This is a genomic window from Streptomyces meridianus (genome assembly GCF_023703325.1).
Lineage (GTDB): Bacteria > Actinomycetota > Actinomycetes > Streptomycetales > Streptomycetaceae > Streptomyces > Streptomyces meridianus.
On record NZ_JAMQGM010000037.1, the window covers coordinates 215,277 to 232,852 of the forward strand.

The 17,576-nt window shown below is 72.2% G+C and carries 14 protein-coding genes; 9 read left to right on the forward strand and 5 right to left on the reverse strand.

The genetic code is table 11. The features are described from left to right. Window positions 1-4: 4 nt before the first annotated feature. A complete protein-coding gene (locus tag M1E25_RS17820; protein ID WP_251416677.1) occupies window positions 5-1,225 on the reverse strand; it encodes an acetyl-CoA C-acetyltransferase in 1,221 nt (406 codons plus the stop codon). A gap of 221 nt (window positions 1,226-1,446) precedes the next feature. Next, window positions 1,447-2,508 (reverse strand): SGNH/GDSL hydrolase family protein, encoded by a 1,062-nt coding sequence (locus tag M1E25_RS17825; RefSeq protein ID WP_251416680.1) that lies wholly within the window; start codon window positions 2,506-2,508, stop codon window positions 1,447-1,449. Between the two features lie 172 nt (window positions 2,509-2,680). On the opposite strand from M1E25_RS17825, the gene M1E25_RS17830 reads away from it, so the two are divergent. From M1E25_RS17830 to M1E25_RS17840, 3 genes are all read left to right on the forward strand, one after another. After that, entirely contained in the window at window positions 2,681-4,069 is a 1,389-nt protein-coding gene (locus M1E25_RS17830; protein WP_251416683.1) for a cystathionine beta-synthase, read from the forward strand. Window positions 4,070-4,394: 325 nt separating this feature from the next. Continuing rightward, window positions 4,395-5,783, forward strand: a complete 1,389-nt coding sequence (locus M1E25_RS17835) for an acyl-CoA synthetase (RefSeq protein ID WP_251416684.1) — start codon at window positions 4,395-4,397, stop codon at window positions 5,781-5,783. Window positions 5,784-5,940: 157 nt separating this feature from the next. After that, window positions 5,941-6,786 carry a MurR/RpiR family transcriptional regulator gene (locus M1E25_RS17840; protein WP_251416687.1) on the forward strand — a complete coding sequence of 282 codons (846 nt, stop codon included), beginning with the start codon at window positions 5,941-5,943 and terminating at the stop codon, window positions 6,784-6,786. A 23-nt stretch (window positions 6,787-6,809) separates the two neighbouring features. Here the strand turns inward: M1E25_RS17840 and M1E25_RS17845 are convergent, their stop codons facing one another. Both M1E25_RS17845 and M1E25_RS17850 read right to left on the reverse strand, forming a co-directional pair. Next, a complete protein-coding gene (locus M1E25_RS17845; protein ID WP_251416689.1) occupies window positions 6,810-8,201 on the reverse strand; it encodes an APC family permease in 1,392 nt (463 codons plus the stop codon). Window positions 8,202-8,246: 45 nt separating this feature from the next. Next, window positions 8,247-9,629 (reverse strand): type III PLP-dependent enzyme domain-containing protein, encoded by a 1,383-nt coding sequence (locus M1E25_RS17850; RefSeq protein ID WP_251416691.1) that lies wholly within the window; start codon window positions 9,627-9,629, stop codon window positions 8,247-8,249. A gap of 145 nt (window positions 9,630-9,774) precedes the next feature. On the opposite strand from M1E25_RS17850, the gene hutU reads away from it, so the two are divergent. The 4 genes from hutU to hutI are packed head-to-tail and all read left to right on the forward strand — an operon-like array spanning window position 9,775 to window position 15,232. After that, complete coding sequence (gene hutU, locus M1E25_RS17855) at window positions 9,775-11,454, forward strand: urocanate hydratase (RefSeq protein WP_251416693.1); 1,680 nt, start codon at window positions 9,775-9,777, stop codon at window positions 11,452-11,454. Between the two features lie 17 nt (window positions 11,455-11,471). Beyond that, on the forward strand, window positions 11,472-12,683 hold the full coding sequence (locus M1E25_RS17860) for an allantoate amidohydrolase (protein WP_251416821.1): 1,212 nt from the start codon (window positions 11,472-11,474) through the stop codon (window positions 12,681-12,683). Then, window positions 12,674-14,020: a formimidoylglutamate deiminase gene (locus tag M1E25_RS17865; protein ID WP_251416695.1), complete on the forward strand. Its 1,347-nt coding sequence runs from the start codon at window positions 12,674-12,676 to the stop codon at window positions 14,018-14,020. The genes M1E25_RS17860 and M1E25_RS17865 overlap by 10 nt, the downstream gene beginning before the upstream one ends. Before the next feature lie 42 nt (window positions 14,021-14,062). Beyond that, a complete protein-coding gene (hutI, locus tag M1E25_RS17870; protein WP_251416698.1) occupies window positions 14,063-15,232 on the forward strand; it encodes an imidazolonepropionase in 1,170 nt (389 codons plus the stop codon). Between the two features lie 117 nt (window positions 15,233-15,349). Here the strand turns inward: hutI and M1E25_RS17875 are convergent, their stop codons facing one another. Beyond that, window positions 15,350-16,285, reverse strand: coding sequence for an RNA polymerase sigma factor SigF (locus M1E25_RS17875; protein WP_251416699.1), 936 nt, complete (start codon window positions 16,283-16,285; stop codon window positions 15,350-15,352). 242 nt (window positions 16,286-16,527) lie between these two features. On the opposite strand from M1E25_RS17875, the gene M1E25_RS17880 reads away from it, so the two are divergent. Next, entirely contained in the window at window positions 16,528-16,896 is a 369-nt protein-coding gene (locus M1E25_RS17880; RefSeq protein WP_251416701.1) for an STAS domain-containing protein, read from the forward strand. Between the two features lie 171 nt (window positions 16,897-17,067). Then, a complete protein-coding gene (locus M1E25_RS17885) occupies window positions 17,068-17,556 on the forward strand; it encodes an ATP-binding protein (RefSeq protein ID WP_251416703.1) in 489 nt (162 codons plus the stop codon). The last annotated feature ends 20 nt before the right edge of the window (window positions 17,557-17,576 follow it).

The window sequence follows — 17,576 nt, forward strand, 5'->3', positions numbered from 1 at the left end:
CAGCTCAGCTCAGCCGCTCGATGACCATCGCCATGCCCTGGCCGCCGCCCACGCACATCGTCTCCAGGCCGAACTGCTTGTCGTGGAACCGGAGCGAGTTGATCAGCGTTCCGGTGATGCGGGCGCCCGTCATGCCGAACGGGTGGCCGACGGCGATGGCGCCACCGTTCACATTCAGCTTGTCCAGGTCGACGCCCAGATCGCGGTAGGAGGGGATCACCTGGGCCGCGAAGGCCTCGTTGATCTCCACCTGGTCGATGTCACCGATCGTCAGCCCCGCCCGCTTGAGCGCCTGCTTCGACGCCTCGACCGGCCCGAGGCCCATGATCTCGGGAGAGAGGCCGGAGACGCCCGTGGAGACGATGCGGGCCAGCGGGGTCAGGCCGAGTTCGCGGGCCTTGGTGTCGGACATGATCACCAAGGCGGCGGCGCCGTCGTTCAGCGGGCAGCAGTTGCCCGCGGTGACCAGGCCGTCGGGGCGGAAGACCGGCTTCAGGCCCTGGACGCCCTCGAGCGTCACACCGGCGCGCGGCCCGTCGTCCTTCGACACGACCGTGCCGTCAGGGGTGGTGATCGGGGTGATCTCCCGCTCCCAGAAGCCGTTCTTGATGGCCTGTTCGGCCAGGTTCTGGGAACGGACGCCGAACTCGTCCATGTCCTGACGGGTCACGCCCTTGAAACGCGCCAGGTTCTCCGCGGTCTGCCCCATGGCGATGTACGCGTCCGGGACCAGGCCGTCCTCGCGGGGGTCGTGCCAGTCCGTGCCCTCCTGCTCGGCACGCGCCGCGGTCCGGGCCTCCGCGTCGGCGAACAGCGGGTTGTGCGTTCCCGGCATGCCGTCGGACGAGCCGTTGATCTGTCGCGACACCGTCTCCACGCCGGCGGAGACGAAGACGTCGCCCTCGCCCGCCTTGATCGCGTGCAGGGCCATGCGGGAGGTCTGCAGCGAAGAGGAGCAGTACCGGGTGATGGTGCAGCCCGGCAGGTGGTCCATGCCCATCTGCACGGCGACGATCCGGCCCAGGTTGTGCCCCTGCTCGCCGCCGGGCAGGCCGCAGCCGAGCATCAGGTCGTCGATGTCGCGGGGGTCGAGTTCGGGAACCTTCGCCAGCGCGGCCTTGACGATCTCTGCGGTCAGGTCGTCCGGGCGCACGTCCTTCAGCGAGCCCTTGAAGGCCCGCCCGATCGGCGAACGGGCTGCGGAAACGATCACGGCTTCGGGCATCACGGCTCCAGAGAGACGAAGAAGGCAGGACTGTGGGGGAAGTTACCCGTACGTACCGCTGAGGTCACGGGACGGGTGCTGTGACGCGGAACTCTTTTCTAAGCGTACGCTCAGCTTCCGCGCCGCGGGCGGCTCCGGCCGTTCCGGTCCGGGACCGCAGCCTGCCCTGCCGCGGCGGTCCGCCCCCACCGGTCCGCCCGCCGACCGCGGTCCCGAACCGGTCACCGGCGCCGCAGATGGAATCCGTTCGACGCCGGCTCCGGACCGGCGGAAGCCAGCTCCTCCTCCGGCGTCTCGTCCGTGAGGTTCCGCCGGCGCCGGTGCTTGAGCAGCACCCAGGGAGCCCGGATACCCAACCGCGTCGCCTCCACGACCTCCGTACCGCTCTCGGATGCCGCCCGGGCCGCGGCCTCGGCCACCGGCAGGATGCCCTCGTGGCGGAACGTGTCGACCCGCTCCTCCTCCGGCCAGAGCCCCAGGGCGGCGCACACGGTGGGGAACATGGCCATCGCCGCGGTCGCGTACCCCTCGGCGGACGGGTGGTAGTTGTCCGGGCCGAACAGCTCGTGCGGGTTCGCCGCGAACTCGGGGCCCAGGAGGTCGCCGAGCGAGACCGTACGGCCGCCCTGCTCGACCACGCCGATGGTCTGGGCGGCGGCCAGCTGACGGCTCATCCTCCGTGCCACCCAGCGCAGCGGCTGGTAGACGGGCTCGATGGTGCCGAGATCCGGGCACGTGCCGACGACCACCTCGCAGTTCGCGGCGCGAAGCCGTCGGACGGCGTCGGTGAGCAGCCGCACCGAGCGGGCAGCGGGCATGCGGTGCGTGACGTCGTTCGCGCCGATCATGATCACGCAGACGTCCGGGGTGAAGTCCGGGTCGGCCAGCAGCAGGGTCACCTGCCGGTCGAGGTCGTCCGACTGTGCACCGGAGAGCGCGACGTTGTGCAGGTCGACAGGGCGCTCGGCCACCGCCGCCAGCCCCGAGGCGAGCAGCGCGCCGGGCGTCTGCCGTGGCCGGTGCACGCCCTGGCCGGCGGCCGTGGAGTCCCCGGCGAAGCCGAGCCGGAGCGGACGGGCGTCCGACTGCCGGGCGAAGACCGCCCCGTACCGTCCGTCCGCGCGCGGCGGTACGTCCGACGAGCCGCCCACGAGTCGCTTCGCCAGGCTGGCCTCGGTCAGCAGCAGGCCGACGGCGGCCCCGCCGAGCAGCCCGAGTCCGCCCCCGCCGTAGGCGGCGGCGGCAGCGATGCGTCTGGCGACTCTCGCTCTCGACATGGACATGTGCCCCGATCGCCTCCCGCTGTGACCGTCTCCGCTAACAGCTTGTTGCCCGGTCCTGCCCCGAGTGCAACTCTCCACACTCCCTGTCGGGCGCGCAATTAGGCTTGGCGCCACGGGCACGAGACAGCGGCTGCCCCCGACTGCGGAGATCCCGCCGAATCTGGAGAACGTCGTGCAGTATCACGATTCGATCATTGAGCTTGTCGGAGACACCCCGCTCCTGCGGCTCAACAAGGTGACCGAGGGCATCCGGGCGACCGTCCTGGCCAAGGTCGAGTACTTCAACCCCGGTGGCTCCGTGAAGGACCGGATCGCAGTCCGCATGATCGAGGCGGCCGAGGCATCCGGTGCGTTGAAGCCGGGCGGCACCATCGTGGAGCCGACGTCCGGCAACACCGGTGTCGGACTGGCGATCGTGGCCCAGCAGAAGGGCTACAAGTGCATCTTCGTCTGCCCGGACAAGGTGTCCACGGACAAGATCAACGTCCTGCGGGCCTACGGAGCGGAGGTCGTCGTGTGCCCGACGGCCGTGGACCCCGAGCACCCCGACTCCTACTACAACGTCTCCGACCGGCTGGTCCGCGAGACGCCGGGCGCCTGGAAACCCGACCAGTACAGCAACCCCGACAACCCGCGCTCGCACTACGAGACGACCGGCCCCGAGCTCTGGGAGCAGACCGAGGGGAGGATCACGCACTTCGTGGCGGGCGTCGGCACCGGCGGCACCATCGGCGGCACCGGCCGGTACCTGAAGGAGATCTCCGAGGGACGGGTGCGGGTCGTCGGCGCCGACCCCGAGGGTTCGGTGTACTCCGGTGGATCCGGGCGGCCGTACCTGATCGAGGGCGTCGGTGAGGACTTCTGGCCGAGCGCCTACGACCCCGAGATCCCCGACGAGATCGTCGCCGTCTCCGACAAGGACGCGTTCCGGATGACGCGGCGGCTGGCACGCGAGGAGGGGCTGCTGGTCGGCGGCTCCTGCGGCATGGCCGTCGTGGCGGCGCTGGAGGTCGCGAAGAAGCTGACCGAGGACGACGTGGTGGTCGTGCTCCTGCCGGACAGTGGCCGCGGCTACCTCAGCAAGATCTTCAACGACGAGTGGATGAACGACTACGGCTTCCTCGACGAGACCGGGTCGTCGGCGCGCGTCGCGGACGTGCTGAAGAACAAGGAGGGCAGCCTGTTGCCCTCGCTCGTCCACATGCACCCCGACGAGACCATCGGCGAGGCGATCGACGTTCTGCGCGAGTACGGCGTCTCGCAGATGCCCATCGTCAAGCCGGGCGCCGGGCACCCGGACGTCATGGCGGCCGAGGTCATCGGGTCGGTCGTGGAACGGGAACTGCTGGACGCCCTGTTCACCCAGCGGGCCGTCCTCGGCGACTCGCTGGAGAAGCACATGAGCCCGCCGCTGCCGCAGGTGGGCTCGGGTGAGCCGGTCGAGGACCTGATGGCCGTCCTGGAGGGGGCCGACGCCGCGATCGTGCTGGTCGAGGGGAAGCCGACCGGGGTGGTGAGCCGGCAGGACCTGCTGGCGTTCCTCGCGAAGAACCCCAAGTAGCGGCAACCGGCAGCAGCCGGACGACGACCGGAGGGCCCGGCGGTGCGGACGCGCCGCCGGGCCCTCCGCGTTGCCCGCCGGCGGCCCGCCGCCGGGTGGCCCGACGGGCGGTACGGAGGTGTCACACGCACGCCGTATGCGCCTGACACCGCTGGTGCATCGCCAGGGGACCGGCGCCGCCCCCGCCCGCCGCTGCCGCGGCTCCCCGGCATCGGCAACGGCGCGCGGTGTGGGTAACGTCGGGGCCCGGTGCCGGTGGCAGCGGGATCCGGCGGCGCCGGCGTCCGCCACTGCGAAAAGCGCCCTCGACTGACAGGAGCCGTTCGTGTCCACGCCTCTGCTGCCGGCCCTCCACCGTTCCGAAGGCGACAGCCCCGACGCGGTCACCGTCGCCGGGCGGTCCTGCTCGCGCGAGCAACTGCTCGGCGCAGCGGGTGCGGTGGCGCGCCGGATCGCGGGAGCGCCCGCCGTCGCGGTCCGTGCGGACGCCTCGCTGGAGACGGTGGCGTCCGTCGTCGGGGGCCTGCTCGCCGGGGTCCCGGTGGTGCCCCTGGCCCCGGATGCCGGTCCGGTCGAACGCGGGCACGTCCTGCGCGATTCGGGGGCCGGGCTCCTGCTCACCGCCGAGCCGCGAGCCGTCGAGTGCGCGGAAATCGAGACCGTACGGGTCGACGCCGCCGAGCGGGCGGACTGGACGGGCACCGAGCCGGACCCGGACACCACCGCCATGATCCTCTACACCTCCGGTACCACCGGCTCGCCCAAGGGCGCCCTCCTGCCGCGCCGGGCGCTGGCCGCCGACCTGGACGGGCTGGCCGAGGTCTGGCAGTGGACGGCCGAGGACACGCTCGTGCACGGGCTGCCGCTGTTCCACGTGCACGGGCTGGTGCTCGGTGTGCTCGGGGCGCTGCGCACCGGCAGCCGGCTGGTGCACACCGGCCGGCCGACCCCGCAGGCCTACGCCGAGGCGGCGGGCAGCCTCTACTTCGGGGTGCCGACCGTCTGGTCCCGGGTGGCCCGGGACCCGGACGCCGCCCGCCGGCTGAGCGGTGCCCGGCTGCTGGTCTCCGGCAGCGCGCCGTTGCCCGGACCGGTGTTCCGCGATCTGGCCGCGCTCACCGGGCAGCAGCCCGTGGAGCGGTACGGCATGACGGAGACCCTCATCACCGTGGCCGCGCGGGCCGACGGGCCGAGGCGTCCGGGGTACGTCGGCACGCCCATCCCCGGGATCGAGACCCGCATCGCGGGCGAGGACGGCTCCGGGATCGGTGAACTGCAGCTCACCGGAACGACGTTGTTCACCGGTTACCTGGGCCGTCCGGAGGCCACCGCGGAGTCCTTCACCGCCGACGGCTGGTTCCGCACCGGGGACATCGCCGCGATCGAGGACGACGGCAGCCACCGCATCGTCGGCCGCAGTTCCACCGACATGATCAAGTCGGGCGGCTACCGGATCGGCGCGGGAGAGGTGGAGAACGCCCTGCTGGACCATCCGGCGGTGGCCGAGGCGGCCGTCGTCGGGGTCGAGCACCCCGACCTCGGGCAGGAGATCGTGGCGTACGTCGTCGCCGACGGGGTGGGCGAGCGCGAGCTGATCGACTTCGTGGCCGGTCATCTGTCGGTGCACAAGCGTCCGCGGAAGGTCCGCTTCCTGGACGCGCTGCCCCGCAACGCCATGGGCAAGCCCCAGAAGCGGCTGCTCCCGGGGCTCTGAGCCCCCGGTCCGGCAGACGGACCCGCCTTGCCCCGCTGTATGGACTCATGCAGAGTTCTCGCATGCTGAATACTTGCTGTGGGGGCGCGGAACGGCTCCGGCCGGAGGGGCCGCCGGAGCCGGCCGGGCAGCCGGGGGCAGCCGACGGGAGAGGCCGATGAGCGACGCGAACACCGGTGCGTCGACCCGGCTGCAGAAGCTGTTCGAAGGCCACCGGCTCACGCCCACGCAGCGCCGGATCGCGCACTGCATGGTGCGCAGGTCCGCCGATGCCCCGTTCCTGTCGAGCGTCGAACTGGCCGAGCTCGCGGGCGTCAGTCAGCCGTCCGTGACCCGGTTCGCCGTCGCCCTCGGCTTCGACGGCTACCCCGCGCTGCGCCGTCATCTGCGGGAGGTCGCGCCTGCCGAGCCGGCCACCGGGGCGCGGACCCGCAACGCGTACCAGCAGGCCGTGCTCGCCGAGATCGAGAACCTGCGGCACCTGGAGGCGTTTCTCGCCGACCCGGCACCGGTGGTGCGCGCCGGACGGATGCTCGCCGCCTCCGTCCCGCTGCCGGTGCTCGGCCTGCGCGCCGCCTCCGCCCAGGCGCGCGGGTTCGCCTACTTCGCGGCCAAGGTCCACCCCGACGTGCGGGTGCTCGACGAGGGCGGCTCGATGCTGGAGGACCGCATCGACGCCGCCGTGCGCGCCGGCGGGAGCACACTGCTGTGCTTCGCCCTGCCCCGTCACCCCCGCGAGGTCGTGGACGCGCTGGGGCACGCACGCCGGGCCGGGCTGGCGGTGGTGACGGTCGCCGACAGCGCCTTCGCGCCCATCGCCGCCCACACCGACCTGCTGCTCCCCGCCGCCGTCGGCACCGGCCTGGCCTTCGACACCCCCTGCGGGCCGATGCTGCTGGGCCGGGTGCTGCTGGAGGCGATGTGCGACGCCCTGCCGGACGCCCAGGCCCGGCTGGAACAGTTCGACGCCCGGGCCGCCGAGCGGGGTCTGTTCGCCGATTGAGCGTCCGGCAGGTGCCGCGGCGGTCAATCGCCGTGCATCCGGAGCACCAGCTTGTTCACCCCCCACAGCGCGATGCCGACGGCGAGCAGGACACCCGCGCGGATGTAGACCTCTGCGGCGCGGTCGGCGAGCGGGCTCGCCAGGATCAGGGCCGTGACCGCGCCGAGCACGGGAAGGGCCGTCGGGGTGCGGAAATGGGCATGTTCCACCCGGTCCCTGCGCAGCACCAGCACGGCCACGTTGACCACCGCGAAGACGCACAGCAGCAGGAATGACGTGGTGTCACCCAGCCCCTCGATCTCCCCGGTCGACACCAGCCCGACGGCGATGGCCGCCGTGAAAAGGATTCCGGCGATCGGGGTGCGGCGACGGGGCAGGACCCGTCCCATGACGCGGGGCAGGATCCGTTCGTTGGCCATGCCGTAGCAGAGCCGCGAGGCCATCATGATGTTGATCAGGGCGGAGTTGGTGACCGCGAACAGCGCGATGGCCGCGAAGAGCTGCGGCGGGAAGTCGACGCCGCCGGCCTTGACGACCTCCAACAGCGGGCCGGACGACCCCGCCAGCGTGCCGGAGTCGACGAGCAGGGACGAGACCAGGGCCACCAGCACGTAGACCACGCCGGTGACGGCGACCCCGATGAAGATGGCCCGGGGGAAGGACCGGGCGGGGTTCTTGGTCTCCTCGGCCATGTTGACCGAGTCCTCGAAGCCGACGAAGGCGAAGAACGCGAGCGCGGTCGCTCCGAGCACGCCGCTCGCGAGCGCACTGCCGGAGCCCCCGGCCTCGAACTCACCGAGCCGGGAGGGGTCGCCCTCACCGGAGAACACGGCGAACGCCCCGATCGCGAGGATGATCAGGAGCCCCGACACCTCGACGAGGGTCATCACCACGTTGGCCTTCACCGACTCCGAGACGCCCCGCAGGTTCAGGGCCGCCAGGGCCAGGACGAACAGGATCGCGACGAGTGTCGGCGACACGTCCACGAATTCCGCGAGGTAGTCGCCTCCGAAGGCACGGGCGGCGGCGCTCGCCGAGGACAGCCCGGAGCACATGACCATGAAGGCCACGATGAAGGTCAGGAAGGGGACCTTGAAGGCCTTCTGCGTGTAGAGGGCGGCGCCGGCGGCCTTCGGGTACTTGCCGACGAGTTCGACGTACGAGGCCGCGGTCAGGATCGCCAGGACGAAACCGATGGCGAACGGCAGCCACAACGCCCCGCCGACCTTGCCGGCCACCTTGCCGGTGGTGGCGTAGATGCCGGTGCCGAGGATGTCGCCGATCACGAAAAGGATCAGCAGCCTTGGCCCGATGGCGCGTTTCAGCGGAGTGCCGTCGCCCGCCGTGTCCGGTGCTGTGCCCGGCGCGGGGCCGGAGGCGGCGCCGGGGGACGAGGAGTCGGAGGGTGTCTGCATGGCCCAAGACTTCCCCGGCCGCCGCCGCTTTCACCCGGCGCCCGGTCAGAGATGCCGCACCAGGGCGTCACGGTGCTCGCCGCCGCTCTCGGCCACGATCTCCGCGGTCGTCTGCGCCGAGCGCGCCGGCGCGAACCGCACCCCGCCAGGGGCCTCCGGGTCCGTCCTGAAGCCGTGCACGGCGGGCCGAGGCAGACTGTTGTACGCGAAGTGGTGCGAGAAGTAGTACGCGCCGGTGTCCAGCAGGGCGGCCAGGTCGCCCGCCTCCAGCATCGGCAACTCCCGCCCCTCCGCGACGAGATCGCCGGCGAAGCAGCACGGCCCGGCGACGTCCTGCACCACCGGCGGGCCCTGTTTCGGGCGGCCCGCGGAGTCGAAGCAGGCGACGCGGATCGGCCACGCATCGGGTGCGTAGACGGTCCGGGTGGCGAGCTGAGCCCCCGCGTGGGTCACCGCGATCGGGCGGCCGCCGGCCGACTTGGCGTACTCGACACGCGCCAGCACCAGCCCGTGCTTGGCCAGCAGGGACCGGCCGAACTCGGTGATCAGCCCGTACCGCCCGTCGAACAGTCCGGGAACGGTGTCGCGCAGCACCCGGGCGTAGTCATGGAAGGTGGGAGTGGCCTCGTCGGAGGCGAAGTTGACGGGCAGCCCGCCGCCGATGTTGACGGTGTCGATCTGCTGCCGTCCCGCCGCGGCGTTGATCTCCTCGGCCAGTTCGTACGTCTCGCGCACGCCGTCGGCCATCCGCTCCAACGCAACGCCCTGGGAGCCCACATGGGCGTGCAGCCGGGTCATCCAGGGGCGGTCGAGGTAGGCGCGCACCACCCGGTCACGGGCGCCCTCGTCACGCAGGGCGACGCCGAACTTGGAGGTGGCCGTGGCGGTGCTCAGGGCCTCGATGCTGCCGGCGCCGACCTGCGGGTTGACGCGCAGGCCGATCGGGGCGGGCGCCGGTTCGTTCCCGACGAGCGCGTCGATCCGCTCCAGCTCCTGCGGGTTGTCGGCGTTGACGGCGATACCCAGCCCGAGCGCCTCGCGCAGCTCGTCGGTGGTCTTGGCGGGCGAGTCCAGCACCGTGCGCGAGGCGGGCACTCCGGCGGCGCGCGCCAGGGCGAGTTCCCCGGGGCTCGCCACCTCGCAGCCCAGGCCCTCGGCGGCGAGCAGCCGCAAGACCGGCACGAGGGAGCCGGCCTTCACGGCGAAGGCGTGCAGAACCGGCGTTCCGGGCGCGGTGGTCTCCTCGAAGGCGTGGCGCAGCTCCGCGGCCGAGTTGCGGATTCCCTCGACGTCCAGCAGGCCGGTGACCGGTTCGCCGGTGCCGATCAGGCCCTGTTCCACAGCGGCTCGGACGGCCTGTTCCCGGCGTCCCGCGGAGGCGGTGGCGAGGTGGTTCGCGGTGTCCCTGATCGTCTCGCTGGAGGTCATGCCCCCACTCCATCACCCGTGGCCCGGCTTGCCCAGTGGGTCCCGCGTCCGGAGTGCGGCGGCGTGCGCCCCTCCGTTGTTGACTAGAGGTATTCACCAGCGACAAAATGTGAATACATCGATCCAGTTCAGTGAGGAGCGACCGATGCCGGGACCGCGACCTGTACGAGCGCCGCGTGGTACGGAACTCAGCGCCCTGGGGTGGCAGCAGGAAGCCGCTCTGCGGATGCTGCAGAACAACCTCGACCCCGAGGTCGCCGAGCACCCGGACCGGCTCGTCGTCTACGGCGGCACCGGCAAGGCCGCTCGCGACTGGCGCTCCTTCGACGCCATGGTCCGCACGCTGCGCACGCTGAAGCAGGACGAGACGATGCTCGTCCAGTCGGGCCGCCCCGTCGGCGTCATGCAGACCCACGAGTGGGCGCCGCGGGTGCTCATCGCCAACTCCAACCTGGTCGGCGACTGGGCCAACTGGGAGGAGTTCCGCCGCCTCGAGCAGCTCGGTCTCACCATGTACGGGCAGATGACCGCCGGCTCGTGGATCTACATCGGCACCCAGGGCATCCTGCAGGGCACGTACGAGACGTTCGCCGCCGTCGCCGAGAAGAAGTTCGGCGGCTCCCTCGCAGGCACCGTCACCCTCACCGCCGGGCTGGGCGGTATGGGAGGCGCCCAGCCGCTGGCCGTCACCATGAACGGCGGCGTGGCGATCTGCGTCGACTGCGACCCGCGGGCCATCGAGCGCCGCATCGGGCACCGCTACCTCGACGTCCGGGCCGACAGCCCCGAGCACGCCCTGCGGCTGGCGGTGGAGGCGCGGGACGCCCGCCGCCCGCTCTCCATCGGCCTGCTCGGCAACGCCGCCGAGGTGCTGCCCCGGATGCTCGCCGAGGGAGCCCCGGTCGACATCGTCACCGACCAGACCAGCGCCCACGACCCGCTGGCCTACCTGCCCGTCGGCGTGGACTTCGCCGACATGGCCTCCTACGCGGCGGAGAAGCCCGCGGACTTCACCCGGCGGGCCCGCGAGTCCATGGCCCGCCACGTCGAGGCCATGGTCGGCTTCCAGGACGCCGGCGCCGAGGTGTTCGACTACGGCAACTCCATCCGCGGCGAGGCACAACTCGCCGGTTACGAGCGGGCGTTCGACTTCCCGGGCTTCGTGCCCGCCTACATCAGACCGCTCTTCTGCGAGGGCAAGGGCCCCTTCCGGTGGGCCGCCCTCTCCGGCGACCCGGCCGACATCGCGGCCACCGACCGGGCGATCCTGGAACTGTTCCCGGAGAACGAGTCCCTGGCCCGCTGGATCCGGCTGGCAGGGGAGCGGGTGCACTTCCAGGGCCTGCCCGCCCGGATCTGCTGGCTCGGCTACGGCGAGCGCGACCGGGCCGGCGAGCGCTTCAACGAGATGGTCGCCGACGGCACCCTGCGCGCCCCGCTGGCCATCGGCCGCGACCACCTCGACTGCGGCTCCGTGGCCTCCCCCTACCGGGAGACCGAGGCCATGCTCGACGGCTCCGACGCCATCGCCGACTGGCCGCTGCTCAACGCCATGGTCAACGTGGCCTCCGGCGCGTCCTGGGTGTCGATCCACCACGGTGGCGGCGTCGGCATGGGCCGCTCGATCCACGCCGGTCAGGTCACGGTCGCCGACGGCACGCCGCTCGCCGCCGAGAAGATCCGCCGCGTCCTGACCAACGACCCGGGCATGGGCGTCATCCGGCACGTCGACGCCGGCTACGACCGGGCCGCGGAGATCGCCGGCGAGCGCGGCGTGAGCGTACCCATGCAGCAGGGACCGGAGAGCGAGGGCACGGACGCGTGAGCGCGGACTTCCACGAGATGTGGTCCGGGCTGCTGCCGGTCGGCCGCCACCCGGACACCGGCGGATACCGCCGGTACGCCTGGACCGGCGCCGACGCCGACTGCCGCGCCTGGTTCCGTGACCAGGCCGAGTCCCGTGGCCTCGGCTACGAGGTCGACCGCAACGGCAACCAGTGGGCCTGGCTCGGCGACCCGGCCGCCGGGGACGCCGTCGTCACCGGCTCGCACCTGGACTCCGTGCCCGACGGTGGCGCCTTCGACGGGCCGCTCGGCGTCGTCTCCGCCTTCGCCGCCCTCGACGAGCTGCGCGCCCGGGGCGCCGAGCCCGCCGGGCCGCTGGCCGTGGTCAACTTCGGCGACGAGGAGGGCGCCCGTTTCGGCCTCGCCTGTGTCGGCTCCCGGCTCGCCTCCGGACACCTCACCGCGGAACGCGCCCGCGAACTGCGCGACGCCGACGGGATCACCTTGCCGCAGGCCATGGAACGGGCGGGTCTCGACCCCGACTCCCTGGGACCCGACCCCGAACGCCTCGCCAGCATCGGCGCGTTCGTCGAACTCCATGTGGAACAGGGCCGGGCCCTCGCGGACGACCCGCGCCGGGGCGGCGCCCCGGTGGGCGTCGCCTCCGCGATCTGGCCGCACGGCCGCTGGCGGTTCGACTTCCGCGGCGAGGCCAACCACGCGGGCACCACCCGTATCGGCGACCGTCGCGACCCGATGCTCGCCTACGCCGCCGCCGTGCTCGCCTCCCGCGAGACCGCGGCCCGGGCCGGCGCCCTCGCGACCTTCGGCAAGGTGTCCGTCGAACCGGGCGGGGTGAACGCCATCGCCTCCCTGGTCCGCGGCTGGCTCGACAGCCGTGCCGCCGACGAGGAGACACTGGCCGAGGTCGTCGCCGCCGTCGAACGGGCCGCAACCGACCGGGGGACATCGGAGGGCGTCTCCGTGCAGGTCACCCGAGAGTCGTTCACCCCGGTCGTGGAGTTCGAGCACGGCCTGCGGGACCGGATCGCGGCCCTGGCCGGCGGGGACGCCGGCCCCGTCCCCGTGCTGCCGACCGGAGCCGGACACGACGCCGGCGTTTTGTCCGGCTCGGTGCCGACCGCCATGCTGTTCGTACGGAATCCCACCGGGATCTCGCACTCGCCCGCGGAGAGCGCGGCCGAGGACGACTGCCTGGCCGGGGTGATCGCACTCGCCGACGTACTGGAGGGCCTGGCGTGTCCCTGACGGCGCAGACGTACTGGGCGGAGCACGCCTGGCTGAACGGCACCGTGGAGCCGGGCGTGCTCATCGAGACGGGCGCGGACGGCCTCATCCGGTCGGTGCGGCCCGCCGTGCCCGCCCCGCCGGCCGGGGCGGTCAGCCTGCGCGGTCTGACCCTGCCCGGCCTGGCCAACGCCCATTCACACGCCTTCCACCGCGCGCTGCGCTCCACCGTCCAGGTCGGTTCCGGCACCTTCTGGACCTGGCGCGAGAGCATGTACGCCACGGCGGCGGCCCTCGACCCCGACTCGTACTTCGACCTCGCGCGGGCCGTCTACGCGGAGATGGCGCTGGCGGGCATCACCTGCGTCGGCGAGTTCCACTACCTCCACCACGCCCCCGGCGGCACCCCGTACGACGACCCGAACGCCATGGGGCAGGCGCTGATCGCCGCCGCGGCCGAGGCCGGCATCCGGATCACCCTGCTCGACACCTGCTACCTCTCCTCCGGGTTCGGCACCGCGCCCAGCCAGCAGCAGGAGCGCTTCAGCGACACCACTGCCGAGCAGTGGGCGGAGCGGGCGAGCGCACTCGGGAGCGGCCGGGGCGTGCGCATCGGTGCGGCCGTCCACTCGGTGCGCGCCGTCCCCGCCCGCGAGCTGGGCACGGTCGTCCGGTGGGCGGAGGAACGACGTGCCCCGCTGCACGTCCACCTCTCCGAGCAGACCGCCGAGAACGACGCCTGCGTCGAGGCCCACGGCTTCACCCCCACCCGGCTCCTCGCCGACCACGGGGTGCTGGGCCCGCGCACCACAGCCGTGCACGCCACCCACCTCACCCAGGGCGACATCCGCCTGCTCGGCCGGTCGTCCACCGGCGTCTGCATGTGCCCCACCACCGAGCGCGACCTCGCCGACGGCATCGGTCCCGCCGCCCGGCTCCAGGCGACCGGCTGCACGCTGAGCCTCGGCAGCGACAGCCACGCCGTCATCGACCTGTTCGAGGAGGCCCGCGCCATGGAACTGGACGAGCGGCTCCGCACCCGGGCGCGCGGCCACTGGACCGCTGCCCAGCTGCTGCGCGCCGCCACGGTCGACGGCCACAGCGCCCTGGGCTGGCCGGAGGCGGGCCTGCTGGAGACCGGCATGCTGGCGGACTTCACCACAGTGGCGCTGGACTCCGTGCGCACCGCGGGGCCGGTGCCGCGGCTCGGCGCCGAGACGGCCGTGTTCGCCGCGACGGCGGCTGACGTCCGGCACACCGTGGTGGCGGGCCGTCACATCGTGTGCGACGGTGCCCATCAGCTCGTCAACGACGTCCCCGCCGCCCTCGCCGAGTCGATCGCGGCGCTGCGTCCCTGACGGACCGCCGCTCGTCACACCTCCCAGGAGCCCTGCCCGCCCATGGCCACCGCCGTCACCCACATCGCCGCACTCGTCACCAACGACCCGTCACTCGGCGACGGTCCTCTGGGGATCGTCCACGACGCCGCACTCGTCATCGACGGCGAGCGGATCGCCTGGGTGGGCAGGACGGCCGACGTCCCCGCCACCGACAACCGGGTGGTGGCCGAAGGCCGGGCCGCCGTCCCCGGATTCGTGGATTCCCACTCCCACCTGGTCTTCGCCGGCGACCGGACCGAGGAGTTCAACGCCCGCATGTCCGGGCGCAGTTACACGGCGGGTGGTATCCGCACGACCGTCGCCGCGACCCGCGCCGCGTCCAACAACGTGCTGCACGCCAACGCCGGGCGCCACGTCCGGGAGGCACTGCTCCAGGGCACCACCACGATCGAGATCAAGTCCGGGTACGGGCTCACCACCGAGGACGAGGCCCGCTCGCTGTCGATCGCCGCCGCGCACACCGACGAGGTCACCTACCTCGGCGCCCACATCGTCGCCCCGGAGTTCGCCGACGACCCGGCCGCGTACGTCGAGCTGGTGACCGGTCCGATGCTCGACGCCTGTGCCCCGTACGCCCGTTGGATCGACGTGTTCTGCGAGACGGGCGCGTTCGACGGTGACCAGGCCCGCGCGGTCCTGACCGCCGGCGCCCGGCGCGGCCTCGTCCCCCGCATCCACGCCAACCAGCTCTCGTACGGGCCGGGGGTGCAGCTCGCCGTGGAACTCGGCGCAGCCTCGGCCGACCACTGCACGCACCTCACCGATGACGACGTCGCGGCCCTCGCGGGCAGCGACACCGTCGCCACGCTGCTGCCCGGCGCCGAGTTCTCCACCCGTGCGCGCTACCCCGACGCCCGCCGGCTCCTCGACGCGGGCGCCACCGTCGCGCTCTCCCCGGACTGCAACCCCGGCTCCTCATATACGAGTTCAATGGCGTTCTGCATTGCCGTCGCCGTGCGGGAGATGGGGATGACGCCCGACGAGGCGCTGTGGTCGGCCACCGCCGGCGGGGCCCGTGCCCTGCGCCGGGACGACGTGGGCCGGCTGGCGCCCGGGGCCCGCGCCGACGTCGTCCTGCTGGATGCGCCCTCGCACGTGCACCTCGCCTACCGGCCGGGGGTTCCGCTGGTGTCCGCGGTCTGGCGGGCCGGCGAACTCGTGCGCTCCTGAGCACCATCCCGGCACGCACCCGGACCCGCACCCGGACACGGCGAAGGGGCCTGCCACACGGCAGGCCCCTTCGCAGGTGATGCGGCGACGCCCCGTTCCGGGTGACGCCGGACGAGGTCACTCCTCGACCATCAGTCCCTTGCGGAGTCTGGTCAGCGTGCGCGTCAGCAGACGGGAGACGTGCATCTGCGAGATGCCCAGCTCCTCGCCGATCTCGGCCTGGGTCAGGTTCGAGACGAAGCGCAGCGAGAGGATCTGCCGGTCGCGCGGGGCGAGTTCGGCGATCAGCGGCTTGAGCGACTCGACGTACTCGACGCCCTCGAGGCCGTTGTCCTCGTAGCCGAGACGGTCGGCCAGGGTGCCCTCGGAGTCGTTCTCCTCGGGCTGGGCGTCCAGGGAGCTCGCCGTGTACGCGTTGCTCGCGGCCATGCCCTCGACGACCTCGGCGTGGCTGAGGTCCAGACGGTCGGCGAGTTCGCCGACGGTGGGTGCGCGGTCCAGCTTCTGGGCGAGCTCGTCGCCGGCCTTCGCCAGGTCGAGCCGCAGCTCCTGAAGGCGGCGCGGCACCCGCACGGACCAGCTGGTGTCACGGAAGAAGCGCTTGATCTCGCCGATGATGGTCGGCATCGCGAAGGTCGGGAACTCGACCCCGCGGCTCAGCTCGAAACGGTCGATGGCCTTGATCAGGCCGATGGTGCCGACCTGGACGATGTCCTCCATGGGTTCGCTGCGCGAGCGGAACCGCCCGGCGGCGAACTTCACCAGGGCCAGATTGAGTTCGACCAGGGTGTTGCGGACGTACGCGTACTCGTGCGTCCCCTCCTCGAGCGACTCGAGGCGCGCGAAGAGGGTCTTGGACAGAGCCCGTGCGTCAAGGGGCCCCACCTCGTCGTAGGCCGGGATCTCCGCGAGCTCGGCGAGCCAGTCCTCGGACGTGATCGCGCTGTCGTTGTCGATCCCCGGCACCGGGGTTGCCGACGTCGCCGTCCGTGCGCTCTCCCCGAAGGCGGGGGGAGCCCAGTCGGTATGCGGTTCGTCGAGCTGGGGTGACATGGTCTCCTCCGTCGTTCTCGGCATCGGCTGCCGACGGCTGTGTTCCGGTCCTGAACTGCGCGGCGCCTCCGTGGCACACCGTGGCCGAACGTTTCCTTACTAGGCCTACCGGTTCCACCCTGCACAAAGCAAGGTCGCGTTCATCACCATTGCCTCTTTCCCGGGCATCTTCGGCTACCGGGCTGCGTATCCAAGGCGTAGTGTTCGCAGTGCGCCGTCACAAGCGAACAGAAGGGGTGCGCATGGACCGCGGGACTGTTGGCAGTACCAACAGGGGCCGGCTTCGTGTCGACGTCCGTCGGCAGGAAGCGACTGCCGTGGTGACGCCTGCAGGAGAGCTGGACCACCACACGGCCGACCTGCTTCGGGAGCCGTTGGAGGGGTGTGTCGCCGAGGGCGCCACCCGGATCGTCGTGGACTGCTCGGAGCTGGAGTTCTGCGACTCCACCGGACTGAACGTGCTGCTGGGGGTGCGCCTCAAGGCCGAGGAGGCCGGGGGAGGCGTCCATCTGGCGGGTATGCGGCCGGTGGTTGCCCGGGTGTTCGAGATCACAGGTGCGGACCTGGTCTTCACCGTGCACGAATCACTGGAAGCGGCCCTTGCCGACTGACTTCACGCGGGCTGGGAACTGCTCCAGGTGAGGTCGCGTAGCGCGGCTCACATTCATCCGTGGGCAGAAACGGGTGTTCTCCGGGATCGGCCGGGCAGGAGACCAGCTGAATCCGTTGGATCTGTCAGGAATGCCATCGTGAAATCGGCGAATCGGTGAGGTGAAACGCTGATGAGCACCACGCGTCCGTACTCGCCGGGCGAACGCGGACCGGAGTCGGGTGCCGTGTCATCCTCTGCCGTTGAGCTGACCACGCAGACGCGCAGACTGGTGCTGGCGGGTGCCAGCGGCATTGTCCCCGCCGCCCGTGACTTCACCCGGCAGGCGCTGTACGACTGGGGCTGGCTGCCCGCGGCCACCGCGGACAAGCAGGCCGCCGCCGAGGACGTACTGCTCGTCGTCTCCGAGCTGGTGACCAACGCCTGCCTGCACGCCGAGGGGCCCGAGGAACTCCGCGTGGCCTGCACCGGGAAGGTCCTGCGCCTCGAAGTCGCCGACGGCGGCAGCGGCGCCCCGGCCCCCCGTACCCCGCACCGGGCCGGACGCCCCGGCGGGCACGGCATGTTCATCGTCCAGCGTCTGTGCCTGGACTGGGGGGTCGTGCGCAACGCAGGCGGCCCCGGCAAGACCGTGTGGGCGGAGCTGGCCGCACCCGCATAGAGCCATCACCCGGCCCCGGG